The sequence below is a fragment of the Beijerinckiaceae bacterium genome (assembly GCA_004564215.1).
Classification (GTDB): Bacteria; Pseudomonadota; Alphaproteobacteria; order Rhizobiales; family Beijerinckiaceae; genus Methylocapsa.
In genome coordinates this window covers 1,920,158-1,933,190 of sequence record CP024846.1, presented here as the reverse complement: position 1 = coordinate 1,933,190, position 13,033 = coordinate 1,920,158, and the positions used below count along the sequence as shown (strand labels likewise).

Annotated in this window: 11 protein-coding genes and 1 pseudogene; 2 read left to right on the top strand and 10 right to left on the bottom strand. The window is 60.2% G+C overall.

What is annotated here, in order from left to right; translation table 11 throughout:
• The first annotated feature begins 36 nt into the window (after positions 1-36).
• Positions 37-1,077 (top strand): fatty acid desaturase, encoded by a 1,041-nt coding sequence (locus tag CU048_09015; protein ID QBR71397.1) that lies wholly within the window; start codon positions 37-39, stop codon positions 1,075-1,077.
• 89 nt (positions 1,078-1,166) lie between these two features.
• Positions 1,167-2,109 (top strand): IS630 family transposase gene (locus CU048_09010; protein ID QBR71396.1). Its coding sequence is split into 2 segments (ribosomal slippage): positions 1,167-1,502 and positions 1,504-2,109, totalling 942 coding nucleotides; the frame shifts between segments, so codons are not numbered across the junction.
• A gap of 294 nt (positions 2,110-2,403) precedes the next feature.
• Here CU048_09010 and CU048_09005 read toward each other — a convergent pair.
• The 10 genes and pseudogenes from CU048_09005 to CU048_08960 all read right to left on the bottom strand — a co-directional run bounded on the left by CU048_09005 (position 2,404) and on the right by CU048_08960 (position 13,023).
• Positions 2,404-3,726 carry a glycosyl transferase gene (locus tag CU048_09005; protein ID QBR71395.1) on the bottom strand — a complete coding sequence of 441 codons (1,323 nt, stop codon included), beginning with the start codon at positions 3,724-3,726 and terminating at the stop codon, positions 2,404-2,406.
• 301 nt (positions 3,727-4,027) lie between these two features.
• Positions 4,028-4,816, bottom strand: coding sequence for a short-chain dehydrogenase (locus CU048_09000; GenBank protein ID QBR71394.1), 789 nt, complete (start codon positions 4,814-4,816; stop codon positions 4,028-4,030).
• A gap of 1 nt (position 4,817) precedes the next feature.
• On the bottom strand, positions 4,818-5,264 hold the full coding sequence (locus CU048_08995; GenBank protein ID QBR71393.1) for a hypothetical protein: 447 nt from the start codon (positions 5,262-5,264) through the stop codon (positions 4,818-4,820).
• Entirely contained in the window at positions 5,261-5,707 is a 447-nt protein-coding gene (locus tag CU048_08990) for a hypothetical protein (GenBank protein ID QBR71392.1), read from the bottom strand. The genes CU048_08995 and CU048_08990 overlap by 4 nt, the downstream gene beginning before the upstream one ends.
• Positions 5,707-6,933 carry a beta-ACP synthase gene (locus tag CU048_08985; protein QBR71391.1) on the bottom strand — a complete coding sequence of 409 codons (1,227 nt, stop codon included), beginning with the start codon at positions 6,931-6,933 and terminating at the stop codon, positions 5,707-5,709. Before CU048_08985 ends, CU048_08990 begins: the two co-directional genes overlap by 1 nt.
• A complete protein-coding gene (locus CU048_08980) occupies positions 6,934-7,203 on the bottom strand; it encodes a phosphopantetheine-binding protein (GenBank protein QBR72795.1) in 270 nt (89 codons plus the stop codon).
• A 501-nt stretch (positions 7,204-7,704) separates the two neighbouring features.
• Positions 7,705-8,253 (bottom strand): L,D-transpeptidase, encoded by a 549-nt coding sequence (locus CU048_08975; protein ID QBR71390.1) that lies wholly within the window; start codon positions 8,251-8,253, stop codon positions 7,705-7,707.
• Positions 8,254-8,411: 158 nt separating this feature from the next.
• Positions 8,412-10,349 (bottom strand): acetate--CoA ligase, encoded by a 1,938-nt coding sequence (gene acs / locus CU048_08970; protein ID QBR71389.1) that lies wholly within the window; start codon positions 10,347-10,349, stop codon positions 8,412-8,414.
• Positions 10,350-10,601: 252 nt separating this feature from the next.
• Positions 10,602-11,066: pseudogene (locus CU048_08965) on the bottom strand (hypothetical protein).
• 280 nt (positions 11,067-11,346) lie between these two features.
• A complete protein-coding gene (locus CU048_08960; protein ID QBR71388.1) occupies positions 11,347-13,023 on the bottom strand; it encodes a Kef family K(+) transporter in 1,677 nt (558 codons plus the stop codon).
• Between the last annotated feature and the right edge of the window lie 10 nt (positions 13,024-13,033).

The window sequence follows — 13,033 nt, the reverse complement described above, 5'->3', positions numbered from 1 at the left end:
TTTCGCGCGCCGCCCATTTTATTGGAGGATGGCCGCATGAGTGCTGATGCACGCAATCTTGGATCGGCAGCCGCTTTGAAAGGCACTGTGATGAACGCAGGCTATATTCCCACGCTTGCTCAACGGCCGCATCCACCGCGCCGCCGCGCGATCCTGAAGGCGCATCCGGAAGTCGCCGGCCTGATCGGGCATGATTGGAGAACGGCGGCGATCACCCTTGCGGTCGTTGCCGGCCAAACCCTGATCGCGGCCGGTCTCGGCTGGCTCGGTCTCAGCTATTGGTGGGCGGCCTTGCTCATTGCCTTTTGCGTTGGCGCCTTTGCCAATCACGCGATGTTTGTGGTGATTCACGATGCGACCCATAATTGCGTTCTCAAAAGCAATTCCATGAACAAATGGGTCGCCATTCTTGCCGACCTGCCCAACACCTTTCCAACGGCGATGGGATTTCGCTGTTATCACATGAAGCACCATTCGCATCTTGGCGATTACGACTATGACGCCGATCTTCCGAGCCATTGGGAGGCGCGCCTGTTCGGCAACAGCGCCTTCGGCAAGGCCGCATGGATGTTTCTTTTTCCGGTTCTTCAACTGGTGCGGCTCCAGCGGCTCAGAGGCACCGTGCCGATGTGGAGCCGCTGGACTTTCATCAACGGCGCCTGCGTGTTCCTTTACGATCTCGTGGTCCTCGTTTGCTTCGGGCCGAACGCGCTTGTCTATCTCTTCGCCTCATTCTGGTTTTCGGTCGGAGGTTTGCACCCGCTTGGCGCACGTTGGGTCCAGGAACATTTTACCGCGGATCCGTCTCAGGAGACGTTCGACTATTATGGTCCCTTGAACTTCGTCGCGCTGAATATCGGCTATCACAACGAACACCATGATTTTCCAGACGTGCCTTGGTCACGGCTGCCGCAGCTGAAGCAAATGGCGCCGGAGTTTTACGCCGATCTTAAAACCCATAAATCCTGGTTTGGGCTGTTGTTTAAGTTCATCTTCGATCCGCGGTTCACCCTATATACACGGGTGGACCGCAGCGCCGCCGCCCAGGCCTCATTGGCGAGTGCCCGGGCCCCCTAGAGCGGGATGAGATTTGGCGGAATCGGGAGATTCCTTTTTGTGGAGTTATGTGATTCAAGCTTCGTGCTGGGGCTGCGAGGCCAACATGGATGACGCGACCTTATTCAAGTGATCTTCGTGAGCGCGCGATGGCGCGGGTGGCGGCGGGCGAGACGATCCGCGTCGTAGCGGCGGCATTGCGGATTAGCCCCTCGTGCGTTTCAAAATGGTCGGGACGCCTGCGCGCGACCGGCAGTGTGTCTGCGGGGCAGATCGGCGGCTACAAGCCGCGCGTTTTGTCGGGCGCTCACGCCGACTGGCTGCGCGCCCGGATGTCGTCTGCTCCTTTCACATTGCGCGGACTGGCGGCGGAGCTTGCCGAGCGCGGCGTGAAGGTCGATTACAGGTCGGTCTGGGAGTTCGCCCATCGCGAGGGGCTGAGCTTCAAAAAAAACCGTCGTGGCGGCGGAGCAGACCAGGCCTGACGTCGCCCGCAAACGCGCCCGCTGGAAGGCCTATCAGGACCGGATTGATCGCAGGCGTCTCGTCTTCATCGACGAGACCTGGGTGAAGACCAACATGGCGCCGCTCAGAGGCCGGAGCCCGCGCGGCCAGCGATTGAGAGCGATGGTCCCTTATGGCCATTGGAAGACCATGACATTCCTCGCCGCCCTGCGCCATGATCGCATCGATGCACCTTGGGTCGTCGACGGTCCAATCAACGGCGAACTGTTCCAGCTCTATATCCAGCAGATCCTTGTCCCGACGCTCTCTCCCGGAGACATTGTCGTTCTCGATAATCTCGGCTCCCACAAATCGCATGCCGTCAGAAGCGCGATACGAGCAGCAGGCGCGCGGCTGTTCTTCCTGCCGCCCTACTCGCCAGACCTAAACCCGATCGAACAGGTCTTCGCCAAACTCAAGCACTTGCTGCGAAAGGCCAGCGAGCGCACCGTCGAAAACACATGGCGCCGCGCCGGAGAGCTCCTCGACCTCTTCCCTTCTGGCGAATGCCAAAACTATCTGACAAACGCAGGATACGCTTCCGTCTAAAATCATCCCGCTCTAGGGGGCGCCGCTTCGGGTGCCCTTCCGGCGAGGGCTGCTGGGGCCGGCTTTATGACGTGGTTTCGGTCTCGCCGACATGATCTGCATAACCGTGGCGTCCGAGGCACTGACCTCAGCGGGTCTGCGAAGCCAAGGTCGCGCGGCTGTCATCTGGCAAATCGGGGAGGCGGCAAGCCGGCATGGCCGGTGTCGACCTCGCGACGCCGCGCCTTTTTGTTGAGGCTTGTTGTGGAACAGGGGCCGAGCGCTGCTCGTCGTCCTGCGCGGAACGACGCCGGCTTAGTAGTCGCTCAGCTCTTCAACTACGGGCAGGGCGGCCGGGATGGAATAGGCCTTCGGGGTGCGGACCCAAATCTCCGTTGACCCGAACATGGTCTTAAGGATCGAGGGCGCATTCGAGACGCTGACATAAATCATCAGCGGGGTCAGCGAAGCGAGCGTTGCGAGATAGCGCCAAAACGAGCCCCGCCGCAAAGTGACATAGGGGACGAGGGTCATGCCGATGCCGATCAACAGGATCAAGGCGGCGATCGTCGAGATCACCGGAAAATAGGGCTCAAGATCGCCCCCCCTGATGATCGCGCAGAGCAGCAAAGTCGTGCAGGCGATCGCGGCGCAGGGATAAAACGCCTGGATCAGGATGAGGAAACTGGCCGAAAGCTTTCGCCAAATCGACCAAGGCGACGTCCACACGTCAACCAGAAGCTTGCGAGCAACCTGCACAAAACCGTTCGACCAACGCCTTTGTTGAACCTGCCAATGCGAAACCTTGTCCGGGACAAGACCAGGGACCGCGGGCTCCATTGCGAAAAGGCCATGCCAACCCGCCATTTCGGCGCGGACGGTCAGATCGAGATCTTCGCAAAGCGAATCGGAGGACCATCCGCCGGCGGCGTTGATCGCGGCGCGCCGCCAAACACCACCAGTGCCGTTGAACTGAAACAGCCAGCCGGCGCGGAAGCGTGTCGCCTGTTCCATGATGAAATGCGCATCGAACATCAGGCCCTGGGCGCGGGTCAGCCAATTGGTCTCATAATTCGCGAATTCACAGCGCGATTGAACGAAACTGGCGGTCGGATCCGCGATGAGAGCGGGAACGATGGCGCGCAGCCAATTCGATGGCGGGCGGAAATCGGCGTCGAGGATGGCGACATAGGGCGCATTCGACTGCGCAAGGCCAGCGGCCAGAGCGCCCGCCTTGTAGCCCGTCCGGTCGGCCCGATGAAGGTGAAGAATGTTAAAACCCTGTTGGCGCAACTGGCCGACAACGGCACTGGCGATCGCAGTCGTCTCGTCGGTGCTGTCATCCAGAAGCTGGATGTGCAGCCGATTGCGCGGCCAATCGAGCGCGGCAGCGGACTTCAAACAATCCGCGACCATTTCCGCTTCGTTGAAAACCGGAATCTGGACGAGGACATGTGGAAGTTCAGCCTCGGGAAGGGCGGGTGCCTTGAGCGGTTCAACCAGCAGCCTGCCCGTCGCTTGCTCGAAAATATTGATGCCGATGAGAATGAGAAAGCCGCCGCCGACGAACAAGAGCCCCAACACTGCAGCGAACAGGCCGATTTCGCAGCAAAATCTCAGAAGATCCAGGAAAACCAAGGTGAAGCCCCCGTGACGCGGTCACTCACCGACCGCTGTCGATGCCACCAGGTTCACCTTGCGCATTTTCATGCGCCTTACCTTCGATCTGTCGCGCACCCCGCCTAGGCGGGACTGGCGCAAGCGAACCGACGGGAGGATCGAGCCGCAGGCATCAACATGATAAAGATTTGAATGGAAAGCGCTCTTCCGGCAACCAACAATTTGCAACAAATTGTTGCAGGAATTGAGTGAATAGCCTCTTAAGCCAGTAGAAGATGCGCGGGAGCTTGGGGAAACAAACTAAAGGCGTAAGTATTCGTTAACGAATACGCTCTCGTGTTATCGGTATTTTAACCTTGAATTGCGCCAAGACTGTGTCCGTGAGTCGGACGGGAAGCAATTTCGCGACCCTTGTGAACAGGTAAAGTGACAGTGGAAAAGCGATGATCGGCTTCTTGCGCGCGAGACCGCGGCGAATCAGCAGGGCGGCCTGGGTATCGCTGATTTCAAGCGGCTTTACGGCTTCGATGCTGTCGTTGAGCGGCGTCTTCACGAAGCCGGGGATGATCAGGCTGATGCGGACACCGCTCGCCGCGAGGCGTCCTCGCAGTGATTCGCTGTAGGAATGGACCGCCGCTTTTGTTGCGCAATAGGCTGGCGCGTAGGGCAACCCCCGCAAGCCCGCCATGGAGCCGACGAAGGCGATTTGACCCGACTTCCGTGCGCACATCGGCGCAATCAAAGGTTCGACTGTATTAAATACCCCGATCAGATTGACGGCGGTAATGGCGCGAACCGCAGCCGGATCTTCGGAAAGTTCTCCTGGCGCCAAACCCGTGGTGATCCCGGCGTTGGCAATGACGAGATCAAAGGGGCGCTGCAGGTCGCTGACCGAGATCCACTGCGCCATCGCCTGTTGATCACGGACATCGACCAGTCCGACCGTGACCTCGGCGCCTTTCGCGCGGGCGGCGGTAGCGGTGGCTTCGAGCCGCTCGGCTTCGCGGCCCATCAGAGATAGGGAAATGCCTGGAGCTGCGTAAACCAGCGCGAGCGCCCGCCCAATGCCGCTCGAGGCGCCGGTGATCAGAATGGTTTGCGGCTGCATCTCAGCGCGGGGCGAGAGTCTTGGGAAGCACCGTCGCTTCTCCAAGAATCGCCAAATCTTGATTGGGCCCGCGCGCAATCATGCGCAGCATGAGTTTGGGCGTGGGAAGATCTTGCCGGCGCACGACCCGGCCCGAAATGCGAATGGCCTCGCCGGCCAGCACAGGCCGCAAGAACTTGGCGGAAAGCCCCGCAATGAAAAGATCGGGCCGCCAAGCCCGGAGAGCCGGCTCGAAACAGGAGAGCATCAGCATGCCATGCACCGGCGGTGCGGCGAGCCCGACAGCTTTGGCGACATCGGGGTCGAGATGCAGGGGATTATCGTCCCCGGAAACTTCGGCATAGCGGGCGAGCGCGGTGCGATCGAAAGGTCCGAAGCTTTGTTCGTCGATCTCGTCTCCGACCTTGGGCCAGTCGGGCGGCGCCGGTTGGGGGCTGCCTTCGATCATGTCGCTGCTTTCGAAGTGAGCGCGACAATCCGCAGCACGGTCTCCAACCGGGCGCAAACCTCATCCGCCAAGGTCAAAATGGTCAGACGCACGATGACGCGCGGCGGCTTGGCGACCTGGGATAGCTCGAAGGCGAGCAGATAATCGGTGTCGAGGTGCAACGCTCGTTCGTAGGCAAAGCTTTGTGATTCATGGACCGGCACAAAGGTTCCACCGCCGATCATTTCGAGGATCTCAGCGCGGACCTTTGGCAGCGTCAGCCAGCAGAAAGGGAAAGTGAGCGGAACGAAATCGCCGGTTTCTTGGCCACCGGTCTCCCGTGAAAAAGCCGCGACGACCGACGATTCGGTTCGCACCTCGAAGGGGGACAGGCAGACCGGAGCGTCCTCGCCGCGCGCCTTTTGATCTTCGGCGTGGGAATGCACGGGATTTTGCGCCGCCATCATGGCGCCTCGGCGCGCCTTACCACGAGACTTGCATTGATGCCGCCGAACGCGAAGGAGTTGGTCAAAGCGGTTCGGATGGGCATCGGGCGGGCTTCGTTCGGCACGGGATCGACCGGGCATTTCACGTCTGCTTCGCGCCAATTTATGGTCGGCGGAGCGATATTTTCGCGAATGGCTCCAATCGTCACCACCAATTCGAGAGCGCCGCCGGCCCCGAGTCCATGCCCATGAATGGGCTTCGTCGAAGAGATGGGGAGAAGCGAAAGTCTCTTGCCGAAGATAATCCCCAGCGCCTCGGATTCCGTTGCGTCGTTGGCGGTGGTCCCGGTCCCGTGCGCATTGACGTAATCGATTTCCTCGTCTTCGGCCGAGGCGTCGGCAAGCGCATTCCGCATGCAAGCGGCCGCTCCTTGCACATCGGGGCGGACGGGATCCTTGGCGTCGGTCGAGGTGCCGTAGCCGGCGAGTTCAGCCAATGCCTCGGCGCCGCGGCTGCGGGCCACTTCCGCGTTCTCGAGGATAAACACTGCGGCGCCGGCGCCCAGGACCATGCCGTTGCGGCCCTTGGAAAATGGGCGGCAGAGGTCCGGCGTAAGGACCCGCAACGCTTCCCAGGCGAGCATTGCGCTATTCGATACGCAATCTTCCGTTCCGCCGACGATCGCGCGGTCGACGAGCCCGGAGCGAATGAGATGCAAGCCTATTCCGATGGCTTGTGTCGCCGAGGAGCAGGCACTTGCCACCGTAAAGCACGGCCCCGTGGAGCCATAGCGGATGCTGAGTTGGGACGGCGGCGCGCTGGGAATTAGACGCGGTACGGTCAAGGGATCCGGACGTCCTTGTTCGACCAGCGTCAGATAAAGCCCGTTCTCAATGGTGTGCATGCCACCGATGCCGGTGCCGATGATGGTGGCCGTGCGTGGACCGAAGGGCTTGGCGTTACCCAGTCCCGCCTGCACGACCGCCTCTTGCGCGGCCGCGAACAGATATTGCGTGACGGGATCGCTAAACGGCATTTCGCTGGGCGAAACATGGGCGGCGGGATCGAAATCCTGCACCTGGGCCGCTCGTTTTATGCGGCCGCGATAGGGGCGGACGAAGCTGATCTCACTGACGCAGGAGCGCCCGTCGCGAGCGGCCTGCCAAAGGGCCGGCGCGCCGATACCCGCAGCAGAAACAGCTCCCATGCCGGTGATGACAACGCGCGGTGCGGAGGAAGCCATTCAGGCTTTTTCTTTGATGATGTAGGCGGCGATAGCGTCGATCAAATCGCCAACGCTTTTTGCTTCGTGGAAGGGCCCGTCCATCGGAATATAGACGTCAAACTTTTCCTCGATCGCTGTTAAAATCATCACAATATCAATTGATTTAAGATCCAGGCTTTCAATCGTCGCGTCCAGGGTGACCTTTTCGGGGGCCACCATGCCTTCTTTGGCAATCACATCTAAGATCTGGTTGACGAGCTCGGCTTGATCGAGAACCTTCGTTTCCACCGATTGCTCCTCTAATTGATTGTCGGTGCCATGGTTGTTTTCCGGCGCTGCAGGAGTTGTCTTCCGGAACCCAGGGATCAGCCAGATAAATAAATCATAACGCCAATCGAACGCGGTTGGCCAGAACCCCTCAGATGTAAAGCAAGGAGCAGGCCGACCGATGCCCACGGCTCGGGCGCAACCGCCCATACCGATGAGATGGTTAGACCAATCCGGCGGTAAAATAAAGACCTTTGCGCTTCGTGGGTTCGGCGGCCCGCGCGAATGGGTCAATGCACCCCGGTCAGGCCGGGACAGCAGGCTCGCGCCGCGGCCGCGGCGCGAAAGCCGGTCAAATCATGGGCGTAGCGCGCTCATGAGAGGTCGTCCGCCGATCTCGGTTGAGGGGGCCGCGGACCAGACACGGAGGAATCCACAGTCGCAGAATGCTCGGCGGACAGCTGTGGACGGGTCGAAACTCGTCCACAGAAATCGGCGAAATGGCGTCGGCGCCAGGAGAATTCAAGGGATGGCGACCACCCTCGTTCCCACCTGAACCCTGTGGAAAAGGTCAACGACATCCTCATTGTACATTCTTATGCAGCCGTAGGATGCCGCGGTGCCGACCGAGCGCCGCATCCTCTGCGTCGTGCCGTGGATGGCAACTTCGGAGAGGTTCAAAGTAATCGCCGCCGCACCCATGGGATTACGCGGGGATCCACCTGGGATCACCGCCGGAAAGTTCGGGTGATCGTGACGGACCACGGCAGGCGGCACCCAGGCCGGGGAGACGAATTTGCCTTGCACAAAGGTTTCACCCTGCCAGGCCCGGCCCGAGCGCCCAATCGCGATCGGATAGCTCACCGCGGTCCCAGCTCCAGTCGTGAAATAAAGCCTGCGTTGGCTTTGCTTGATAATGATTGTTCCGGCCGGGTAGCTCGGTGCAAACGCGATGGTTTCCCGCGCCTGCGCCTCCCTCGTCGGTCCGAAAATACTTAAGCACGCAAAAAGTGCGGTGCCGAGGATAATTTTGTCAAAAATATGTCGAAAGTTTGCGCGTTGATTGCCCATTGACGTACCCACCGATCATCGAAGCGGACCGAATAAGCGCACGAAATCCGAGGCTTGCTTCCATATATCAAGGGTTGAGGGCTTTAGCTGCGGAAACTCCAAGCATGGTTAAAATATGGCGGATCTGTGGCCGTTCGGTATCGGTGCCTAAACTCGGTTCACTCGATTCGGTTGCGGATCAAATCGTCGACAACGCCAGGATCGGCAAGCGTCGAAGTATCGCCAAGGGCGTGGAACTCTTTTTCGGCGATCTTGCGCAGGATGCGGCGCATGATTTTGCCGGAACGGGTCTTGGGAAGTCCGGGTGTGAAGTGGACGATGTCCGGCGAGGCGATCGCGCCGATATCCTTACGGACCCAGGCGACGAGGTCGGCGCGCAGTTCGTCGCTTTGCTCGACCCCGATCATCAAGGTGACATAGGCATAGATGCCCTGGCCCTTGATATCGTGCGCATAGCCGACCACGGCGGCCTCGGCGACCAGTTCATGGGCGACCAATGAACTTTCCACTTCCGCGGTGCCGAGCCGGTGGCCGGAGACATTGATCACATCGTCGACCCGGCCGGTGATCCAGTAATAGCCGTCTTCGTCGCGCCGGCAGCCGTCACCGGTGAAATATTTTCCCGGGTAGGTTGAAAAATAGGTTTGGACAAACCTCTGGTGGTCGCCATAAATCGTGCGCATCTGGCCTGGCCAGGAATCCGCCAGGACCAGATTGCCGGAGCAGGGGCCGTCGAGGACAGCGCCTCCTAAGTCCACCACTTCCGGTTTGATGCCGAAGAATGGCAGCGTCGCCGAGCCGGGCTTGAGCTCGGTCGCGCCGGGCAGCGGCGTAATGAGGATGCCGCCGGTTTCGGTTTGCCACCAAGTGTCGACGATCGGGCAGCGCGAGTCCCCCACAACTTGATAGTACCATTCCCAGGCTTCCGGATTGATCGGCTCGCCAACCGAGCCCAGCAGCCGAAGAGACGTGCGCCTTGTGGCTTTGACCGGCTCTTCGCCGGCCCGCATCAGGGCGCGGACGGCGGTGGGCGCGGTGTAAAAAATATTGACCTGATGCTTATCGACGACCTCCCAAAAGCGCGACATGCTCGGGTAGGTCGGAATCCCTTCGAACATCAAAGTGGTCGCGCCATTGGCGAGCGGGCCGTAGACAATATAACTATGGCCGGTCACCCAACCGACGTCGGCGGTGCACCAATAAATATCGCCTTCGTGGTAGTCGAAGACATATTGATGTGTCAGCGAGGCGTAGACGAGATAGCCGGCGGTCGTGTGAAGCACCCCCTTGGGAGCGCCCGTCGAACCTGACGTATAGAGAATGAAGAGGGGATCTTCGGCCTCCATTTCGGTGCAGGGACAATTGGTCGAGGCTTCGGCGACGGCCTCGTGATACCAGACATCGCGGCCCTGCGTCCATTCGACCTCGCCGCCGGTATGCCGGACGACCAGCATGGTCTTTACGATTCCGCCGCTTTTTGCGGCGGCTTCGTCGGCATTTGCCTTCAATGGCGTCTTGCGGCCGCCGCGCAGCCCCTCATCCGCGGTGATCAGCAGCTTCGAATGGCATCCGTCAATTCGCCCGGCCAGCGAATCCGGGGAAAATCCGCCAAAGACAACCGAGTGGATGGCGCCGACCCGGGCGCAGGCGAGCATTGCGTAAGCCGCCTCCGGAATCATCGGCAGATAGATTGTCACCGTGTCGCCCTTGCCGATGCCATGCGCCTTGAGGATATTGGCGAGGCGGCAGACCTCCTCATGCAGCTGTTTGTAGGTTATATGTTTTGAGTCTTTCGGGTCGTCCCCTTCCCAGATGATGGCGGTCTGATCCGCGCGCCGGGGCAAATGCCGATCGATGCAATTATGCGCGACATTGGTGGTTCCGTCCTCGAACCATTTGATCCACACCGATTCGGGTCCGAAAGACGTATTCTTGACCTTGGTGAAAGGCTTCATCCAGTCGATGCGCCATGCTTGCTCTGCCCAGAAAGTCTCGGGATCGGCGAGCGAGCGGGCGTAGAGATCCTTATATCTCGCTTTGTCGATATAGGCCCGTTTGCTCCAGTCGGACGCAACAGGATAGATCTTACCGGACATGGTTACTCTCCTCCCAGAGGGCAGGCCCAGAACAAGGCTGCCGCCGTTTGCCGAGGATCCCCGACTCTTCTATGCAGGCCATGGCCCGCAGGTTCGCGCGATCCGCCTTGCCGCCAAGATGAGCCTGGGACAAGCAAATTGCATCATACTCCCAACCCGTCGGGAGGATCGAGCAATTCTGCGGATGCGTCGCTTACTTGATGCCGCAGGATCCATGGCGCCGCCGGATGCGAAAACGCCGGGCAAAAGCCCTTATGGGCATTCCTTCCCAACTCGGTCGAGCGCCTGGGAAAGGCCGACGAGGAGGTAGCTATCGCTTGTCACATTGCCCTTTAGCGAGGGAGCCCGGACGACGAGTTTCGAGCCCTTTTTCAAGGCTTCGACAAATTGCGGTTCTTCGGCGGGATTTTTGATCCATAGGTTCGGCCCCTTGGCGATCAGATCGAACGAGGCGCCGCCGACCTCGGCGCGGACAGGCGCGCCTTCCTTCACCGGAAATCCCATGATGATCGAGATTTCCTCGCGGACGTTCTCGCCGGGGCGGCTGGAAACAAAAACATAGGCTGGGTCGCGCTTCAACGCAGCCGGAGCCCGATCCTTGGGCGTGGCCAGTGCATAGCAGGTTTTGGATTTGGCGCCTTGCGCGAGAAAAACACCCCAATCCCCGTAGCTCGCGAGTTGCACCGGCTTGCCGCTGTTCTTCGCGTCGGGCGTTGCCGGCGGCTTTGGCTCGGCCTTTGGCGCGGGTTTGGTCTCCTTATGCCGGGCCGATCTCGCGATAGACGCGCCGCTGCTTGCCAGAATGGCTGCGACGGCAAGAATCTGAACGGCGGCGCAACCGCGAAAAAAATTGCTCATCATGGCGCGTTGATACTCCTTGCTGCCAGTTCCGCATTAAAAGCACAGGCGCGGGGGCCCCCTGTATAGGCTGAGGCCGGGATCGGGAAAAGGGAGGATTCATGGCGGCGTTGGGAGAGTGCTCTGCCGTGTAGCCCTGTTAAGACGAGGTCTCAATGTGGGCGACCAGGGCACGGGCGATTTGCGCTTCGCCGGTCACCACATGGTCCGCGCCAAGCTTTTTCAAATATTCGGCTTCCGCATCGGTATGGGCTCTCGCGATGATCTTCAGCTGCGGGTTGGCAGCTCGCCCGCGTTCGACGAGATCGCCGCTTTCGAACGGATCGGATATTGTGACAACAAGCCAACGCGCGGTATCGAGCTGCAGCAAATTGAGCAGTTTCGGATCCGTTCCGCTGCCAATGATCGTCTCGACGCCGGCTTCTCGGAGCGGCTCCATCCCGTCGGCCTGTTCGTCGATCACGACAAGTTTCAGCTTTTTTCGGACGAGCTCTTGGCCCACAATTTGGCCGATCCGCCCATAACCGACCAGGATGGCCCGGTCTTCGGTTAAAGCTTGCCCACCGTTTGCCGGCGGCGCTTTTGACGGTTTTGGCGCCTCTTCCCACCGATCGAGGGCGATGAACAGCAAGGGGTTGATCAGAATCGAGATCAGCGCCGTCGCAAGAATCAGGTCGCGGGCATCTTCGCCCAAAAGCCCGAGACCGACCCCGAGCCCGGCCAGAATAAAGGAAAATTCCCCGACCTGGGCAAGGCTGGCCGATATCATCAGCGCCGTCGCCAAGGGGTGCCCGAATGCTCGAACGATGAGAAGGGCCACCAGCGACTTTCCGATCACGACGATCGAAACCGTGCCAAGCACCAGCAAGGGCTGGCGCACCAGAATCGAGGGGTCGAACAGCATTCCGACCGACACGAAAAACAACACGGCGAAAGCATCGCGCAGGGGAAGCGTTTCACGTGCCGCTTGGCTGCTGAGAGCCGACTCGGCAAGGACCATTCCGGCGAAAAATGCCCCCAGGGCAAAGGAGACCCCGAACAGGGTCGCCGCGCCGAAAGCGACGCCGAGCGCAATGCTGAGGACGGCCAAGCGAAACAGCTCGCGTGAGCCGGTATGGGCCGTGAAGTGCAGAATCCAGGGGATCAGCCGCCGCCCGACGATGAGCATGATGCCGACAAACGCGGCAACCTCCACCAAGGTGGCCCCGAGTACCGCCCAAATGCTATCGGCGTGCAAGAGGGCGGAAAGGCCGCCGCTGCTTTGATGGCTGCTGCCTTCGTTCTTGCCGCCGAGCAGACCCGCCGTCGCTGGCAGCAGAACCAGCACCAGGACCATCACCAAATCTTCGACGATCAGCCAACCGATCGCGATCCGGCCGCGTTCGCTTTCGATCAGATGCCGCTCCTGGAGCGCGCGAAGCAAAACGACGGTGCTCGCAACCGACAATGCCAAGCCGAAAATAAGCGCGGTCCCCAGCGGCCAGCCCACGCTCGAAGCAAGAGCCATGGCGAGAAGGGTCGCGATCACGATCTGGCCGATCGCTCCGGGCACCGCGATCGCGCGAACCGCAAGAAGATCGGCGAGCGAAAAGTGAAGTCCGACCCCGAACATCAGCAAGATGATGCCAATTTCAGCCAATTGGCTCGCAAGGGACTGGTCCGCGACAAAGCCCGGCGTGAAAGGGCCAATCAGTACACCCGCCAAGAGATAGCCGACCAACGGGGACAGACGGAGCCGAACGGCGACGAGGCCCAGAATAAAGGCCAGGCCAAGTCCTGCGACAATCGTCGCGATGAGCGGGGTCTGATGAATCATGAGGACTCGA

What these genes read in the sequence shown, in the direction of transcription:
- CU048_09015 (QBR71397.1), top strand. Translation starts at nt 37, where the DNA reads ATGAGTGCTGATGCACGCAATCTTGGATCGGCAGCCGCTTTGAAAGGC.
- CU048_09000 (QBR71394.1), bottom strand. Translation starts at nt 4,816, where the DNA reads ATGCAGCCGCAAACCATTCTGATCACCGGCGCCTCGAGCGGCATTGGG.
- CU048_08995 (QBR71393.1), bottom strand. Translation starts at nt 5,264, where the DNA reads ATGATCGAAGGCAGCCCCCAACCGGCGCCGCCCGACTGGCCCAAGGTC.
- CU048_08990 (QBR71392.1), bottom strand. Translation starts at nt 5,707, where the DNA reads ATGGCGGCGCAAAATCCCGTGCATTCCCACGCCGAAGATCAAAAGGCG.
- CU048_08985 (QBR71391.1), bottom strand. Translation starts at nt 6,933, where the DNA reads ATGGCTTCCTCCGCACCGCGCGTTGTCATCACCGGCATGGGAGCTGTT.
- CU048_08975 (QBR71390.1), bottom strand. Translation starts at nt 8,253, where the DNA reads ATGGGCAATCAACGCGCAAACTTTCGACATATTTTTGACAAAATTATC.
- acs (QBR71389.1), bottom strand. Translation starts at nt 10,349, where the DNA reads ATGTCCGGTAAGATCTATCCTGTTGCGTCCGACTGGAGCAAACGGGCC.
- CU048_08960 (QBR71388.1), bottom strand. Translation starts at nt 13,023, where the DNA reads ATGATTCATCAGACCCCGCTCATCGCGACGATTGTCGCAGGACTTGGC.